The organism is uncultured Paracoccus sp. (genome assembly GCF_937873615.1).
Taxonomy (GTDB): domain Bacteria; phylum Pseudomonadota; class Alphaproteobacteria; order Rhodobacterales; family Rhodobacteraceae; genus Paracoccus.
Window position 1 is genome coordinate 1 of sequence record NZ_CALMYP010000022.1, and the last position, 16,019, is coordinate 16,019.

Here is a 16,019-nt window from a genome sequence, read left to right on the forward strand (position 1 = left end):
ACTACTACACGCTGACCATCCGCGACCACGGCTTCAACGCCAACCTCGGCAAGGCTGCGAACCAGGACGATCTGTCCCTGCAGGCCGTCATCCCCTGGGGTCCCAAAGACGCCGCTTAAGCCAACGGCCAGACCGCTCCGGCGGTCTGGCTTTTTCTCGTTCCGGGGAACTAGGCCTCGGCCAGCGAAATACCGGTATCCGAAGGATGCCGCATATTTCGGACGCGCACGCAGAGGCGGATAGTCAGACTGGATAGGTCGCTAACGCGGCTCTAATCGTTCTGTTGAGGGACAGCGCGGATCGCGCGAACCCTAGTCGGAACAGAATGTCCGCAGGGAGAGCTGGCAGCCCGCCGAGCGAGGCAAGCGCACCCCTTCTCTCATTCGAGCAACCCGCGCCTGGGTCGTGTTGGCGAAGCTGCCGGGGCGCCGAACTCACCTTGTGTCGCGAGGGTGGAAACCGCAGATCAACGTCATGCGTCCGCGGGGCAATGTCTCACGTAAGGGTCACCGCCGCGCGCCTTTCCGTCGACCTGTTGGCCTATCAGATCGCTAGCCCGGGGTCGAGCGGCCGGCAACGCCGGGGGCAGGTTTCTGGACGGCTGGCGCCTTGAGCGCTGCCGAGGCATCGCTCACAACAAACCTGCCCCCGGCGTGCTCCATTTCATTCCGCCCCGTGCCGGGTGCAGCCCGCTCTCATGCCCCCGGTCTTTTCCACGATCCGTCCAACGACGATCAACGGAAAGGATCACACCATGACACTCGAACAATCCATCGACCTCGCCGAGCTGCAAGCCGACATGGCCTTCGAGGCCTACCTCGCCGCCTTCGATGAAGACGCCCATCCCGAGACCCTCGACAGCCTCGAGACCGAGGCGCTGATCGCCCGCAGCCGCTACGACGATCTGCGCAATCAGGGACTGGGTCACTGACCCAGACACCCCTGCGGGTCTTCGGATCCGCAGGGGTCTGACGTCGACTCTCAGAAGCATCGTGCCGCCGTCAGAGGGTGTGACCCGCGCTAGCTCGCGGGCCGTTTTCGTGTTCCTGGTGGCCAATCCGTGGTTGGTTCGGGCGCTCGGACTGCTCGTCGTCGCGTGCTGCTTGAGCGCAAGTTTCGGAAGATTTTTCGACCTGGTTGTCCTGCATCGATGAGGGCGGGACCCTTTCCATGTCGTGCCGCCACGCGGGGTCTTGATGGCGCCCAATGTCCGCAAAAAAACACAACGGGCAAAACGTATTATTGCACAATGTGACGTATTGAAGTATAAGCGAAGGAGAGAAGGAAGACGTTGGCAGGATATGGCCAATGTTTGCACATTTTGTCTGAGGGGTCTGTCATGGGCGTTTACCGCAAAGTTGAATGCTCCGCCGCACGCGAACGCGATTGCGGGCAATCGCTGCCTCGCGCGCGTCTGCGCATGCATCCTTTTCTGGGGAGCGGGAGAACGTCCTAGTGCCGAGGCCAGCAAAAAACCTGAAGCTTGAAGAGCGCATCGAAGTGGCGCGGCGCTTCGCGGCGGGCGAGAGCGCGAAGGAGCTGGCGGCGGTGTTTGGCATCTCTCCGCGCCACGTGAACCGGCTCGCGAAAGAGGAGGCGGGCGAGGGCATCGCGGTGCGCGATCCGAGCGAGACGGTGGCGTTCCGGGCCAGTCAGACTGAGCTTGCAGCGTTCGATGCGGAGTGGCGTGAGCGGGGCTTTGCCAACCGATCCCAGGCACTCAACGCGGTGCTCCGCGGGCGGTGCGGATTTCTTGATGTGCCCCGTGACCTGATTGCGGAGTTCTGCGCCGCATGGCGTCAAGCGAAGGATGTGAGCGACGCTGGACTGGTGCTCGCCAAGGCGGTCCATCGCGGTCGATTGGAGGTCTCGGAGGCGGACCGCGCGGTGTTGATCGAACTGCTCGATCTGGCGCAATCGATGAGCCGTGAATTGGGCCGGATGAAGGATGCGGCGCAGGCGCTGCGTCATCAGGAGTGGCCGCAAAAGGAAGAAGGGCAGGGGGCGGAGAGCGCGGTTCTGGAGGATGGTCCGCGCACGATTGAACGCGGATTGAGGCTGGTGCGCAATGGCTGACCCTCTCGCCCTCTATGCCTCGGTCATGGGCCGGCTCTGGGAGGATGAGCGCATCCGGGGTCAGGCTGCGGCGCGGATCGACGCGCGGCTGGCGGGGCGTCGCCAAGGGCGGAGTTTCGCGCGCGTCGGATCCTTGTCGGCGCGCAACGCGCTGAAGGCGGCGTCGGGTCAGAGCCGGGCGGCGGTGTTCAAACGGATCCGGGCCGGGGGCTGCAAGACGCGCGCCTCGCTCGGGGCGCAGATCTCCTACATCAACGACAAAGCCGTCTACTCCTACTCGACGATGACCAACGCCCTGACCGATGCGGCGGTGCTTTCTGAAGAGCAAAAAGAGGACATCATCGAGGATTGGGCCGGGACCTGGCGCGGCTCGACCAAGCTGGGGTTCACCTCGCACATGCTGCTCTCCTTCCCGATCGACGTAACGGTCGACCAGGTGCGCGACATCGCCATGGACTGGACGGAGCATTTCTTCGAGAGCGGCGAATATGGCGATCAGTGGGACTATGTCCTCGCGGTCCATGACGACCGGGCGCATAAGCATGCCCACATCATCCTGAACAATCGCGGCGTCGAGAAGGGCACCTGGTTCTCCTGCTGGGCCGAGGGCGTGATGTCGCCGCAGCTCATGCGCGAGAAGCAGGCTGAGATCGCGGAACGCTACGGCGTGATGCTTGACGCCACCACCCGGCTCGAGCGCGGCATCTTCGAGAAGCCCGCCGGGATCGAGGAGATTTACCGTGCCAAGGAAGAGGCCCGCCTGCCGCGCGAGATCGTCATGACGGCCCAGGAATCCGCCATCGCGCAGGCGCAGGTGGTGGGCTTCGCCAAGGACTACAAGAACCTCGCCGACCTGCTGGACCGGATGGACCAACGCCACATGGCGCGCGCCGTCCGCGGCATGGCGGACGGGCTTGGATCCGGCACGCCGTGGAACTTCACCGAAGGAGAGATAGACATGAAGGACATCAAGACCGTCGGTGACGCGATCGACTATTCCGAGCGCACGATCGAGGCGCTGCGGCTCAAGGCCGAGGAACTGGACCCGGCCGACCGGGCCGCCTTCGAGGCCAAGGCCGCGCCGATCATCGCGGACCTCTCGCAGATGGTGCCGGACCCGGAACTTCGTGCGCGTTTCGGCAAGCAGCTCGAAGAACCCTATCCGCCGGGGGCGGGCAGTGAGGTTCTGATCGCCGCGCTGCAGTCCGGCAATGACGAAGGGCTGCGTGACGTGCTCGAGCGGGCCGAGGAGGTCGGGATGGATAGCGAAGAGTTGGTGGCGCGGATCAGTGCCGGCGGCACGAGGAACTACGGCATGGCGCAGGACTGGGTCGAGCGGGACATGAACGCGGTGCTGGCGAAGGACGGTCTCAGCGTCGAAACCGCGGGCGACGACCAGCTCGATGCCGCGCTGGAAAAGGTCGACGGGGTGCTGGACGCGCTGATGGAACGCGCGAAGGAGATGGGGGTCGAGATCGGTCGGACCCTTGCGGAAGAGGAACAGGAAATCCTGCCGCTCATCGACGAAGACGACAGGACGCCCAATCCCTACCTGCAGGACCTCGCCGACATGTTGCGGGACGGCAAGCTCACCGAGGAGCAGGAAGAGATTGTCGAGCGGACCCTGCAATCCGAGCTCTTCAAGGAACTGGGCGAAGAAGGCTTGGCCGAACTTCGCCGCGGCAACTACGAGGTGCTGGATGCGGCCCTGCCGAGCAAGCTCGATCAGATCACCGTAACGCAGGAGTTCCTTGAGATGACCTTTGAGGAAACGGGTGACCAGGTCTTCACCGATCGCGCCGCCGGATTGCAGCAGGACAAGGCGACGGAGGTTGTACGACTGCGCGGCCAGCAAGAGGCGCAGGAGTTGGGGCGCGATCTGGGCCGTGACCGCGGTCTCGATGACGAAATGGAATTCTGAGGGAGATGACCACCATGACCAAGACACTTCCCCTCTGGGCCGCGCTCCTCTTCGGTGTGACCTGTGGCGCCGTCATCGGCACCATCGTTGCCGCCTTCTACCTGACCCTTGCCCTGAAAACCGGATTTCAGAGCTTCGACATGCTGGCGCTTTGGAAGGCGAGCGCCGGCACCCGCGCGGCGCATCCCGAGGCCTTTAAAGTCGGCTTTGGCGCTGTCGGCTTCGGGGCTATCGGGCTCGGCACCCTGGCGCTCGCATGGACCTGGAAGAAGGAGCGGGACGATTATGGCTCGGCGCACTGGCAGACAAAGGCCGAGCTGAAGAAGAACGACATGCTGCTGGCCCCGGGCAAGGGTTTCGTCTGCGGCAAGCTGGGCGCGCCGACCTCGAAGGCCGAGTTCATCTCTTCGACCACGATCCCGCATGTGATGATGGTGGCGCCCACCCGCGCCGGTAAGGGTGTGGGTTTCGTGATCCCAAACCTTCTGAGCTTTGCGGGCTCGGTCGTGGTGCTCGACGTGAAGGGCGAGAACTTCGAGAAGACCGCGCGGCTTCGGACGCTCAACGGCGACGAGGTCTATCGGTTCAGCCCCTTCGACTGGGCCAATGCCACGCACCGCTACAATCCGCTCGCGCGGATCGCCAAGGCCCCGACATTTGCGCAGCGCTTCACCGAGGTCTCGATCTTGGCCGACCTCTTCCTCGACAAGGACAACAAGACGCTCGATACCTTTTCAGAGGCTGGCAAGTCGATCTTCGTCGCTGCCTGCCTGCTGGCGATCCAGCGCGGCGCCCCGAACCTTGGCGCGGTGAACCAGATCGTCGCCGGGGGTGAATACAAGAACGCCCAGTACAAGACCTATTCCGACGAGGCTGAGGAAGACATTCTGCGCGAACTCTGGACCAACGCGGCCTCGGCCTCTTCGCGGCTGCTGACCTCGAACATCCAGGCGCTGATGACCGCCGGCCTCAAGCAATGGGACAACCCGGCGGTGCGCTCGGCCACGCAAGACAGCGACTTTGATTTCTCGACCTTCCGAAAGACCCCGCAGTCGCTCTACATTGCGGTGTCCGAAGATCACATCTCCACCCTCGCCCCGCTCCTGCGCCTGATGTTCGCGGATCTCATCGCTTCGATCCGGCTGAACGAGCCGGGTCCGGACGAACCCTGGCCCGTCATGATGATGATCGACGAATTCCAGCAGATGGGCGCGATGCCCTATCTCGAACGCGCGATCCACTCGCTGGCGAGCTATGGCGGCCGCGTCGCGATGATCGCGCAGTCGCTGGCCTCGCTCGACCGAATCTACGGGCCGGAGGGCCGCGAGAGCCTCGAGAACGGGGCAGGGCTCAAGCTCTACATCACACCGCGCGACCAGCGCACGGTGAAGGAGGTCTCCGCAGCCGTCGGCAGCACGACCCGCGAGGCGGTGACCCGCATGTATGGCCGCAACAAGGGTTTCCTTGGTGCGACCTCGACCTCGACGCGCCTGGAAGAGCGGCCGCTCCTGTCGGAAACTGAAGCACGCCTGATGGACCCCGACGAGGTCATCATCCTCGCCTCGCCGCAGCATCCGATCAAAGCGAGCCGGATCAAGTATTATGACGATCCCTTCTTCAAGGCGAAGTTGATCCGCCAGGAGGGCAAGCCGTTCCCCTATCCTCCGAGTGTGCAGGGTGCGGGGCCTTGGGGTTGCGACGGTGGTGATGAGGCCGGCGGAGACGAGCAGGCGAAACCAGCCGGGCGCGCGCCTGTCCGGGATCGCTCGCAGCGTCGCGAAGCGCGCGCTATGAGCTTGAGGACGATGGAGGCCGGGCGCGGGCAGCCCGGGCCCGAGACGCTCGAGCGGGAAGCCGCCGTGCCGAAGGAATGGGAGGCGGCGCTCGACCGGCAGGAGGATTTCATCGAGGAGTTGTTGGGCGGGTGAGCGCCGTCGATTCGTCCCTATGCGTCGTAGTAGAATTTCAAGTCGCGTCGCTCTTTCAATTGGGCAGGTCGGTAAGGCTTGACCTCGCCACACTGGGCGACGGCCTTGGCTCGCATGCGCTCTTCGACTGAAGGATGGAGTGGGAAGTCGTCGCCAACTGCGCGAATTCCCTTCTTCCAGCGGATGCGGAGGGGTCCAAAGGCTACCATCGCGTCTTCGCGGTGCTGCAAACCCAGAGGGTCAGGGGCGCGGTTCAAGACGTTCTCGTTGATCTGGATCGACGGAACGCAGTCTTTCAATTCGTCGACCATCCAATCGAGGGCGATGTCGCTCAGGCGGGACTCTGCCTCTGGATAGCTTCCGCCAATGTCGCTATGGCAGCCTGGGAACCAGACCTGCTTCAGCCATTTCGGCTTTCGATCTTTGGTCTCAATCGCGGCCGCCTTGGATGCCCATCCGACCCTTGGAAAGTCAGCACGGTCTTCGTCGATCGCCATGGCGTGACGAGCGTGTTGTACATCGGGATCCAGCCACTTGTCGTAGTTGCGCTTGTTCCAGGCCGCGAAATGACCCGTCTTGAGGATCTGCGGCCAATCCGTTGGGCGCCAGAGCTTCAGTTTGCGGTCGGGATCGTCCGAGAAATACTTGAAGTTGTCGAGCAACAGGGAACCAAGCTGCCAAAGAAGCGCAGCTAGTAGTAGGCCGAGTGGAACAACCAAAAGCCAAGGCCACCCGAATGCAACGCCTGCGGCAAAAGCCGCTCCGGCCCCGAACGTGACGCCCCAGACCAAGGTGCGGACAACTGCCGTTCGCAGTGATGCCACCGTGTCGAAGACCCCGATGAAGGTAGGCTGAACGTTGCCTTGGTTATCGTCACCTTCAATGGGAAAGCTCGAATACTTCTTGCGGAATCGTTTGCCGAGCTCTTCGCGGTTTACAAAGTATGGGTTCTGTGTCCGCGGTTTTCCAGCACCGTGATTATACACGAATTTCACAGCGTCCTTGGCGATCTTGCGCAATCCGGGACCGTGACGCGGGACCGGCGAACCATCCGGCATCTGCGTCGGGACACCGCAGAGGTTCATAACGTTTGCCAGTGCTCTTACTGTGTAGGCCCCGCGCGAGAACCCGAACAGCAACACACGGTCGCCGGGCTCGTAATGGGCGATGATCTGCTCGTAGCAATCGATGATGTTGTGGTCGATGCCAGTTCCGACGGCGCTTTCCAGGATCGGCTTGATCCGACCGAAAAACCCACCGCGTTCTCCTGTTCCCAAGCCCGGGTCGTAAAAAGCCACTTGGTCCTTCGGGCTAATTGGTGAATCTGGGCCGGGACGCATGGCTCGATACATCTTGTAAACATTCGACAGCCGTTGGTCCGGCCTGGCGCCACCCATCTGGCCGGTTCCGTCCGAGAATATGCAGATGTTCTTTACCATTTGTCGCCCTATTCAAGAACACGAAGTACAGTCGAAATCCTAAACCTGCAGCAGTTCTGCCAAGCTAGGAGAGAGTGCAGCGGAAATGTTTCGCCCGAGTCGGGAAAAATTAGAACATAGTGGAAACACATATGTCTACCTGATATTGTGACACATGAGAAGGGATTGCCCAATATGTTGGATACGATGCAGCAAATGGAAGTGTTCCCGACGACAGTCGATCTCAAGCGGGTCGACCTGTCTCTCAACATGCGGCGCTTCTATAGAATGAGTGTTCAACCAGACCTGTTTGGCGGCGCATGCCTCGTGCGGGAATGGGGCCGTATCGGGTTTCGAGGGCAGATGATGATCGAATTGCATGATGACGAGGGCAAGGCTGTCACGGCGCTCATGAAGCTCCATGCTACCAAAAAGCGGCGAGGGTATAGGGCAGCTGTGGCGCAGAACTAAGATTGAATTTTAGAGAAGAAGATTTCGCATAGCATGTATTTCGCGTTTGTTTTTGGCAACTGGATCCTCCACCTTTCGGCGGTCCAGAATCCGTAGGCAGCTTAAGACCAACCGGGCACCAGTCATGGCTGGATCAGAGCCCAGTGGCAGGTCTCCGCACACCAGGAAGAGCATAAACTCGAATACGAGCCAATTACTGAGCGATAGCCATTGGCAGCTCTGTGTCGATGATCAGTAACACGCCCGAAAGGAGAATTTTTCTGTCGTTCCATCGACGCGGTTGACCCAGAAGCAGCGCGTTCCGTAATCCGCCGTTCTTACACTGAAGCTTTCAATTCCCGGGCCGATCTTTTCGGCGGCTTCGGGATGCATATGCATGAGATGGGTGAGTAATTCGGCGTCTTCACTGGTTACCTTGTCACCCAGTTCATATTTGTACAGCATATCCCTAAAAAAGTCGTTTGCGTCTCCTTTCCTCGCGAATGAGAGCGATCCGATCTCTACTGGCTTTGCGGGCATAATAGCTTCCTCTCTACTCTATTCGCTGATTTCGTGGCCCGCTTCCGAATCATCAAGGCCCGATACCTGCAGCGTTTCCCTGACGATAAGGTTAGGCAGGTCCATCCCGGCGAAATTCGGGCCATGCTCATTAATCCAGGCCAGGCAACCTTCCTTGTCCAGATCGTCGCGCGCAATCTTCTCATACAAGGCCACCGCAGACATGCGGGAGAGCCCCAGTTCCATCAATGAGAGAAGCGTGATGCTGGAGACGCCAAACTCAAGCGCTATCCCGATGTCAAAGTCTTCATCAATCAGGTCCTCGCGCTCGGCTTCAATCAAGAACAGGCGGAGGACATCTATATACGCGGAAATATACTTCGGTGCCTTGAATCTTGCTGTCTCTTCCACCATGCTCATCGTTTCGCGAATGAGCACTGGAAGCTTGAACGATCTGTTGTTTCGCTGCTGATACTCTATACGCTTCCTGATAATTGCAGCCAAAGACAATCCTTTCAGCCACTCGACAACCACGAGCGCGTGCAGGGGAATGAGACTGTCTGGCAGGAAGACAGGATACAAATTCGCGTTAATCCGACGCATGACGGTGACGTACCTGTCGTACGCATCGACGCTTTCCGAAGGCGCGAGCAGCAGATTTTCGATATTGCCTTCGTACTTTCGAAAAGCTTCCAGCAAACGCTGCAGGCCCACCGCGCTGACGCCTGGATGTCGGACTAGAACATCCTGCGTAATATTGATCAGCGCCGAAATACCTTCGAGGCTTCTATCGAGTTTCCGGAGCGTATCTGGAGAATGCCGCTTCGCAAATGCGGCATCGGAAAGCGTACCAAGACGAATATATGTATTGAGGAGGTAAGCCCCGACCTGTTCGAATTCCTCGCCTTGCGCAAGATTGGCCAAAGAGTCGATGTTTCTGTTCTCAAGATACGCAGCCAGTTCATCTGTGGAAGATATAACGACGTCAGTTTCCCTCTTGATCGGATAGCGTGAGCGCTTCGGCACGCCGACGGGCCATGCTTTCTCATCCTTTGGATCGATACAGATTATATTGCCTTGGAATTCGTTTCCCCAGCGACCGGCCCGTCCCGCGAGGTTCCAGAAGTCGTGCGGCTCCATCGGGTTCCCACGGCCCTTCCGGGGACCGCGCACAACGATGGTCCTGCAAGAGAGATTTACTCCCTCAATCAGCGTCGAGGTGCAGGCAAGAAATCTTATCTTGCCGTCGCGGAACAGCCTCTCAATCTCGGTGCGGATGAGAGAGGGCATGTTTCCATAGTGAAAAGCGACACCACGTTCGACCAGCGGCGCGAGCTGATAATTACGGTGGACCCCTTTGCGGGCCAGATCAGCCAGCTCCAGCAATTCCTGATCATCTGTCTTCTCCGAGCCTTCCAACTGGCTGATAAGGAGCGCGACGTCCTCCGCTTCAGCCGCGCCGTTGCAGTAAACCAGTGTGCCGCCGCGACCGCCTGCCGCCGCTGCGATGAACGCCAGTCTTTTTTTCAGGCCCGCAGGCTTGTTTGACAGTTTAAGCGTACCCAGTGGTATGGGTGAATCGCCCCAGACAAGGTCCAGCGACCACTCCTTGGGCTTCCGAGGCACTTGCTCGGCTAGGATCACGTTCTGCAGAACGGTTGGCATATCGGTATTGACCGACGTTTTCGGCATATCGTTCGGCGCATCCTCAAGCAGTTCTCCGGGATTTTGTGTCGAAGGACTTACAAACACGACCTTCATCATCGGGTTCTGCCGAGACACCCGCTCGATTGCATCCTGCAGTATTACACCGCGCTGATTGTCTCCGATCTTGTGCGCTTCATCAACAATGAGAAGGTCTACACTGAAGTCCTCCCCGAGAAGATTGACAAGCAGGTGCAAACGCTCCTGCGTGAATACGAAGACGGCTTTCTTGTCTCCCGTCGTGGATGAGAAATAAACTTCCGTCAGCGGTAGCGACGTGATCTCGATGCCGGTGTCCGACTGACATAGCTCCTTCAGACTGAGTTCAATCTCACTCACCAAGGCCCGGGTTGGGGCCAGGTAAACGGCGATCTTTGTCTTGCTCGTGCGAACGTGATCGAGCAGCCACTGCAAAACGAGGTAAGTTTTTCCGGACGCGGTTGGCGCGGACGCTGAAAGCCAGCCCGCGCCGGAAGAGGCGCCCGCCCATAGTTCTCTCTGAAAATCGTTGACGCCTATCCATTTTCCGCTCGATTCAAGGAGTATCGAGTCCTCGAAACGTCTTCTGTTGGCTTCAAGGCGCATCGACACGCCCAGTCTGCCCTCAAGATCGGGAGCGATCCGGTTTCGCCGTATTGCCAGCTCGACGGATCTGCGGTTGGACAGTTTTTCGAGGAGGACAGCCCCCGCATCCCGCACTTCCGGCGAAGTTTCGAGTGTGACGGCAGCGGTTGCGATCCGCAGCGCCGCCTCCTGATGTGCTCGTTCGATTGATCTGGCCAAAAGGCTTCCGGCCAAAAGAAGCTGCTGCCAGTCAAAGCTCTTCTTTGGGTCGGCGGATTCATTGATTGCGTCCAAATTTGTTATCTCGGTCGCCACTGTGATCTGAGCCAACCTGATGATATCATCACGAAGAGCCTCACCTGTCAGCCAATCAAAGAGTTCGGTATCTTTCATTTGTCGATACCCAGCGCCTTAAGGAACGATGCGCGAAACCCATCCGCCGAAGGCACTGGCACGCAGAAAAATTGAATGTCGAATTTGTCGAGCTTCTCCACCGATAGTCTCTTCTTTACATTCTTCACCCATTTTTCCATTTCGTCATTCGCCGCCTTCAGGAGGTCCTCCCCGATGCCTTTTGCATCATCTTTCGGATAGAAATCCGCATCGAAGGCGATAAGCGCTATCCCGCAATATTCGACCCTGTTTGATAGCGGCGAAGTCCGGTCGAAATACTTCCGGAATGCAGCCGTAAGTCCCGGATCACTGAGATCGGCTTTGTCGCTAAGGAGCACGAGGTCCCGCTCGCGATCAGCGCCTTCGTGGTCCGTCTCCACGAGGAAAGGGGCCAGCGACGCAAGGCAATCTCTTATGGCCGCTGTAGGGTCGCCGTACACCTTTGACTCGCCCCAGAAAAGTTTGAGAAGGCCGTCTTCGTTTACGGAAGCATAGACGCCGTCCGCACCATGATAGTGCATGTGAGAGTCTGTCTTCAGGTCCATCTTACAGAGCACCTGAGGAACCTTGAGAAAGCGCTCTGCGAGTAGGAAGAGCAGCATCTCACCGCCTTCGCCAGTATTGGCAAGGTCCGTAAAGGTGCCGATTGCCTCGTGGTGCAGGGCTGCAACCGCGCTTCCGGACTTGAACCTGGCGTCCCGCGCCCGCGCGTCATCCAACCGCGATTTCGGGACGGCATAATCGATAATTGAGTTGCGCATAAATTCTGCAAGACGCTCTGGCTTGACGCGTCCATTCCCATCCACAGTCAGGCAATGACAGTGAAGACGGGCCACGCAGTCTTTCAAGATCACGTCCCGTTGAACAAGCTGGAGATGAACACCCAACTCTTCTGGATCGCCCGAAACTATATTAACCAAATCTTCTGGAAGTACTTGAGTCAGTGGTCGCCTCCTTTCGTTTTAGATTGGTTGTGCCAGCCCAGCTGCTGCTCGCATAGAGAGTATCATATGTAATTCCGATAGTTAGGTTTTTCTTCGCGCTGCGGTCAAAGAGATTGTGCGACATTCCTTCAATGACCCAAGGTCCGGAGTGTCACCGTTGCCCGTAACTAATACGTCAGATATCGCCTTATGGCGTGACCGCCACACTTCGCCTTGCGGACGTTCAGGTCAGCGTTGCAAACGGCAGCATTGCGCCGTCTATGCTGGTAGTTTTCACGACCCCGGCAGATAGAACTCCGTAATCCCCCGCTTCCCCTCTGCTCGTCCCAGCTGGACGATCACATCGATGGATTTCCGGATGTATTCCCGCACCTCGGCAAAGGTCAGCGGCGTCCCGGCTTGCAGTACCATGATCGCCAGCCGGTCGATGGCGAGTTCTGCAGTTTCGGCGTGGATGGTCGAAACCGACCCGCCATGGCCGGTGTTGATCGCCTCAAGATAGGTCAGGGCTTCGGCCCCGCGCAACTCGCCGACGATAATCCGGTCGGGGCGCATGCGGAGGGAGGCCTGCAGAAGGGCGTTGGCGCTACGTTGTGAACCGGCACCGCGGTCGGCCAGGAGGGCGACGGTGTTGGGCTGGCCGGGGAACAGCTCGAAGGCGTCCTCGATGGTGATCAACCGCTCGTGCTCGCTCACATGCGTCAGAAGGTGGCGGGCGAAGGTGGTCTTTCCGGTCGAGGTGCCGCCACTGATCAGGACGTTGAGCCGCGCTTCGACAAGGGTCTGCAGTGCGGCCTCGAGATTTTCCTCGGCAAGACTGGCGATGTTCTTCATCTTCTCGGCGCGGAGCGCATCCAGCGAGACGGCCTTGCCGAAGAGATAGGCCGGGGCGTAATCTCGGACGCTGCCCGAGGCAAAAAGGCGGATGGTGATCGAAGCGCCGCGATCGATGGCAGGCGGCACGGCGACTTGGACCCGAAGCGGACGGCCTGCATATTCTACCTTGCCGGAGACGAGGGGGTTCTTTTCAGAGACGCGGGCCTTGGCATCGCCGACGATGGTCTGGGCCATGTTGAGGGCTGTGGTCCGATCCACGGTCTGACCTTCGTGGCGCATGGTGGCGTCGCCTGCGACCTCAAGCCAGACCTTGCCGTCCGGGTTGATCGCGATCTCGACCACGTCATCGCGTCGCAAGAGGTCGCGGAACGGGTCGAGATAGCGCTCGAGATATGAGGCTGGCGATGCCTGATCCATCAATAAATCACCACATCCCGGTCGACGAGCACGGTGACCGAGGCTCCCTGATCGACATAGATCGTCGGCGCGATCGACACCTGGTCGGCGATGACCGAGCCGACGGCATCCTGCAGGTCGCTGCCGACATCGCCCAGAACGATGCTGGTGGTTTCATTGTTGGCGCTCTCGGCTGCCACGGCCGGTGCCGCCCCGATCACGGAAATCAGCGCCGCACCTCCGAAGCGCTCGGCGAACTTGGTGTCGACGAGGCCGGTGAGGCCCGACCGGCCAAGCTGGTCCCCGCCAACAGCGGCGATTTCCATTGAGGTTCCGTCCGGTGTCAGGACGCGGGTCCAGAGAATGAGGATGCGTTTCTGGTGCATCTCGATGCCAGAGCGGTATTGGCCAAAAAGGCGGGAGCCCCGGGGGATCAGGATCCGGTCCCCGGAAAACGCCGGGACCGGTTCGGAGACAACCGCCACAACGGAGCCCGGCAGGTCGCTGTTGATGGCGGTCTGGAGCGCGGCCTGGATGACGGACCCTTGGGTCAACGTGCGTTCGGGGTGGGTGAGGCGGGTGGCCTCCTGCACTTCGAGCGGTCGCGCACTCTGCAGGAACGCCTCATTGCCCGAGAGGACCGGCCCCTCGGTGCCTGCGGCAGCAGGATCGGCCACCGCCGCGCCACTTTGGCCGCCGCGCGGACCGTCGGCATAGACCACGGCGGGGGATTTGATCTGCGCGGTCAGAAGCTCCTCGGCGACCCGCTCGGCCTCGCGCTGGCGCTGTTCCTCTTCCTGACGACGGCGTTCTTCGAGTAGGCGCTGATCGGCGATCAGCCCCTCGCGATCGAGCTCAGCCTCGAGCCCCTCGCGCTGCGCCCGCTCGGCGTCGAGCATGGCCTGCAGACCTTCGATGCGGGCCTCGGTCTGGCGCTGCAGGTTGGCAAGCTCTGCCTCCTTCTCCGCTATAAGTGCTTCCAAGGCCGCCTTCTGCTCATCGAAGGCCTCGCGCAGGTCGGCAACGGCGGACTGGATTTCCGAGTTGCGGGCGGCCTGGCTGGCGGCAAGGGCCTCGCGGAGCTTGGCGATCTCGGCCAGCACCTCGGCGCTCGGTTCGGGGGCAGGGGCGGCGGGCACATCAAGCGCTTCTTCGACGGCGATCAGCGCGTCATTGACCCGTTGTTCGGTCTCATCGGGTGGAAACTCCAGCCGCCCACCGGTGCCGGGGCGGCGGTCCTGGAAGGTTTCAACATCGGAGGTCTCGAGTGCGCTGTCGCCCTCCTGCAGGCCGGTGGCCAGGAAATACGCGACCCCGGCCCCGCCAAGGGCGAGGGCAGCGGCGAGCGCGCCGACCCCGAGGCTGTTGCCCCGGCGTTTGGATTTGCCGCGCTGGTTGAACTGGTCGAGGCGGTCCTGCAGATCGGGAGGGTTTTGATCGGCCATGGTCAGTTGCTCACGTAGATCGCGCTCTCGTCGCGCCAGGCGCAGATCGCCTCGTCGCCGATGCGCAATGTCCAGTAGGTGTTCACCCCGAGCACGCGAACGGTATTGCCTTGTTGGGTCCAGTTGACCGTGCGCTCGCGGCCCTGGTCGTCAGCCTTGAAGAGGGCGGGCTGGCGGCCGTTCTCCGGGAAGACGAAGTAGGTATAGCGCCCGTCGTCATAGATATGGCTGGGGCGGAAATCCCCCTCGCCCGAAACGCGGTAGTTGTAGTTGCGCGGCGCCTCGAACCCTTTCGGCTGGGAAGATGCCGATGGGCGGCGTTCCTCGTCGGGGTAGCGAAAACGGACCTCGAAGAACATGCCGGTGCGGTTCGGGATCGAGCCTTCGCGCAGGTGGAAGGAATAGGTGCGGCGGTTGGTGATCACCGTCATGTTGGTCGAGGCATTGGCCACATGCGGTTTGATGGTCAGCACGTTGCCAAGCTCGGGGATCGGGTCGACCTGGAAGCTTTCGGTGTCGCCGACAATCACCGCCTCGAAGCGCTCCCCCGCCCCAAAATGGATCGTCGTTGAATGCCGAAGATCGGTTTCGATCCTGTAGACCTGGTTCTCATTGTAGACGGCGGTGCGAATGCGGATGTCGAGCGGGCCGCCTTGCGGCGTGGCCTCGGCGAGTGCGGCAACAGGAAGGGCAAGCGCTAGGAGAAACGTGGTAAGGAGCGCGGGCAGGGGTTTCATTTGGGTCAGTTCTCCAGGGTCTCGGCGTCGACGCGGTAGGAGGTCACCACGAAGCCCAAGGGGTTGGCCCAGACGTCCTGAAGGCGCTGGCGGGTTTCGGGTTGGAAGTCGTAGCCGACGGTGGCCACGTAAGACCGTGTGACGGTGCGGGTGTCTCGGGGACGACGCAGCGTGCGGGTGAAGCGGACCTGCGCCACGCCGCGCTCGATCTGGTTCACGGACTTGATGACCACCTCGATCTTGGCGTCGCGTCCGTAAACGGTAATCGGATAATCCTCGTTGGTGGAGGACCAAAGATCGCGCAATGTGCGAGCGGCGTCGCCATCCGAGCGGTCGAGGACCGAGTTGATACGCTGCTCGCCATCGGTCAGGTCATAGGTCTCTCGATCGTCGACATAGGCTACGAGATTGGCCTGGATGATGGCGTCACTTTCCGAGAGCGTCAGCGCCTGCACGGCGGCGACCCGGTCCATCTCGCCGGTCTCCTTGTCGACCACGACCACAAAAGTCTTGGTCGTCTTGAGCGGAAAGAGGCTCGCGCCAGCGACCATACCGGCGACGCCGACAAGCACGCCTGCGGCCGCGACGAACCAGGCGAAGCGCTCGCGCCGCCTTGGCCCGTAGATGAAATCCGCTTCAAAGGCATCGCGGTCAGGCGCGGAGGAACTGGTCACAAACTTCTTCAAT

General features: G+C 60.5%; 13 protein-coding genes. 5 read left to right on the plus strand and 8 right to left on the minus strand.

The genetic code is table 11. The features are described from left to right. Window positions 1–754 precede the first annotated feature (754 nt). From Q0330_RS06645 to Q0330_RS06660, 4 genes are all read left to right on the plus strand, one after another. Window positions 755–931: a hypothetical protein gene (locus tag Q0330_RS06645; protein WP_176828165.1), complete on the plus strand. Its 177-nt coding sequence runs from the start codon at window positions 755–757 to the stop codon at window positions 929–931. Window positions 932–1,455: 524 nt separating this feature from the next. Continuing rightward, a complete protein-coding gene (locus tag Q0330_RS06650) occupies window positions 1,456–2,076 on the plus strand; it encodes a helix-turn-helix domain-containing protein (RefSeq protein ID WP_366518312.1) in 621 nt (206 codons plus the stop codon). Continuing rightward, window positions 2,069–3,997: a relaxase/mobilization nuclease domain-containing protein gene (locus Q0330_RS06655; protein WP_299476282.1), complete on the plus strand. Its 1,929-nt coding sequence runs from the start codon at window positions 2,069–2,071 to the stop codon at window positions 3,995–3,997. The genes Q0330_RS06650 and Q0330_RS06655 overlap by 8 nt, the downstream gene beginning before the upstream one ends. Before the next feature lie 14 nt (window positions 3,998–4,011). Further along, window positions 4,012–5,925, plus strand: coding sequence for a type IV secretory system conjugative DNA transfer family protein (locus Q0330_RS06660; RefSeq protein WP_299476285.1), 1,914 nt, complete (start codon window positions 4,012–4,014; stop codon window positions 5,923–5,925). A gap of 17 nt (window positions 5,926–5,942) precedes the next feature. On the opposite strand, the gene Q0330_RS06665 is transcribed toward Q0330_RS06660, so the two are convergent. Continuing rightward, a complete protein-coding gene (locus tag Q0330_RS06665; RefSeq protein ID WP_299476288.1) occupies window positions 5,943–7,364 on the minus strand; it encodes a DUF2235 domain-containing protein in 1,422 nt (473 codons plus the stop codon). 174 nt (window positions 7,365–7,538) lie between these two features. On the opposite strand from Q0330_RS06665, the gene Q0330_RS06670 reads away from it, so the two are divergent. Then, complete coding sequence (locus Q0330_RS06670) at window positions 7,539–7,814, plus strand: WGR domain-containing protein (RefSeq protein WP_299476291.1); 276 nt, start codon at window positions 7,539–7,541, stop codon at window positions 7,812–7,814. 231 nt (window positions 7,815–8,045) lie between these two features. On the opposite strand, the gene Q0330_RS06675 is transcribed toward Q0330_RS06670, so the two are convergent. The 7 genes from Q0330_RS06675 to Q0330_RS06705 all read right to left on the minus strand — a co-directional run bounded on the left by Q0330_RS06675 (window position 8,046) and on the right by Q0330_RS06705 (window position 16,018). Beyond that, window positions 8,046–8,333 carry a DCL family protein gene (locus Q0330_RS06675; protein ID WP_299476294.1) on the minus strand — a complete coding sequence of 96 codons (288 nt, stop codon included), beginning with the start codon at window positions 8,331–8,333 and terminating at the stop codon, window positions 8,046–8,048. 18 nt (window positions 8,334–8,351) lie between these two features. Then, on the minus strand, window positions 8,352–10,973 hold the full coding sequence (locus Q0330_RS06680; protein ID WP_299476297.1) for a DEAD/DEAH box helicase: 2,622 nt from the start codon (window positions 10,971–10,973) through the stop codon (window positions 8,352–8,354). Then, window positions 10,970–11,860 carry a DUF1837 domain-containing protein gene (locus Q0330_RS06685; protein ID WP_299476300.1) on the minus strand — a complete coding sequence of 297 codons (891 nt, stop codon included), beginning with the start codon at window positions 11,858–11,860 and terminating at the stop codon, window positions 10,970–10,972. The genes Q0330_RS06680 and Q0330_RS06685 overlap by 4 nt, the downstream gene beginning before the upstream one ends. 330 nt (window positions 11,861–12,190) lie before the next feature. Further along, window positions 12,191–13,171, minus strand: coding sequence for a P-type DNA transfer ATPase VirB11 (virB11, locus tag Q0330_RS06690; protein WP_299476303.1), 981 nt, complete (start codon window positions 13,169–13,171; stop codon window positions 12,191–12,193). Then, complete coding sequence (locus tag Q0330_RS06695) at window positions 13,171–14,595, minus strand: TrbI/VirB10 family protein (protein WP_299476306.1); 1,425 nt, start codon at window positions 14,593–14,595, stop codon at window positions 13,171–13,173. The genes virB11 and Q0330_RS06695 overlap by 1 nt, the downstream gene beginning before the upstream one ends. Window positions 14,596–14,597: 2 nt before the next feature. Further along, entirely contained in the window at window positions 14,598–15,332 is a 735-nt protein-coding gene (locus tag Q0330_RS06700; RefSeq protein WP_299476309.1) for a TrbG/VirB9 family P-type conjugative transfer protein, read from the minus strand. A 5-nt stretch (window positions 15,333–15,337) separates the two neighbouring features. Then, entirely contained in the window at window positions 15,338–16,018 is a 681-nt protein-coding gene (locus Q0330_RS06705; RefSeq protein ID WP_366518309.1) for a type IV secretion system protein, read from the minus strand. Window position 16,019 lies beyond the last annotated feature (1 nt).

Excerpts from the sequence above, each read along its gene's own strand:
- Q0330_RS06645 (WP_176828165.1), top strand. The coding sequence starts at position 755 with ATGACACTCGAACAATCCATCGACCTCGCCGAGCTGCAAGCCGACATG.
- Q0330_RS06655 (WP_299476282.1), top strand. The coding sequence starts at position 2,069 with ATGGCTGACCCTCTCGCCCTCTATGCCTCGGTCATGGGCCGGCTCTGG.
- Q0330_RS06660 (WP_299476285.1), top strand. The coding sequence starts at position 4,012 with ATGACCAAGACACTTCCCCTCTGGGCCGCGCTCCTCTTCGGTGTGACC.
- Q0330_RS06665 (WP_299476288.1), bottom strand. The coding sequence starts at position 7,364 with ATGGTAAAGAACATCTGCATATTCTCGGACGGAACCGGCCAGATGGGT.
- Q0330_RS06670 (WP_299476291.1), top strand. The coding sequence starts at position 7,539 with ATGTTGGATACGATGCAGCAAATGGAAGTGTTCCCGACGACAGTCGAT.
- Q0330_RS06675 (WP_299476294.1), bottom strand. The coding sequence starts at position 8,333 with ATGCCCGCAAAGCCAGTAGAGATCGGATCGCTCTCATTCGCGAGGAAA.
- Q0330_RS06680 (WP_299476297.1), bottom strand. The coding sequence starts at position 10,973 with ATGAAAGATACCGAACTCTTTGATTGGCTGACAGGTGAGGCTCTTCGT.
- virB11 (WP_299476303.1), bottom strand. The coding sequence starts at position 13,171 with ATGGATCAGGCATCGCCAGCCTCATATCTCGAGCGCTATCTCGACCCG.
- Q0330_RS06695 (WP_299476306.1), bottom strand. The coding sequence starts at position 14,595 with ATGGCCGATCAAAACCCTCCCGATCTGCAGGACCGCCTCGACCAGTTC.
- Q0330_RS06700 (WP_299476309.1), bottom strand. The coding sequence starts at position 15,332 with ATGAAACCCCTGCCCGCGCTCCTTACCACGTTTCTCCTAGCGCTTGCC.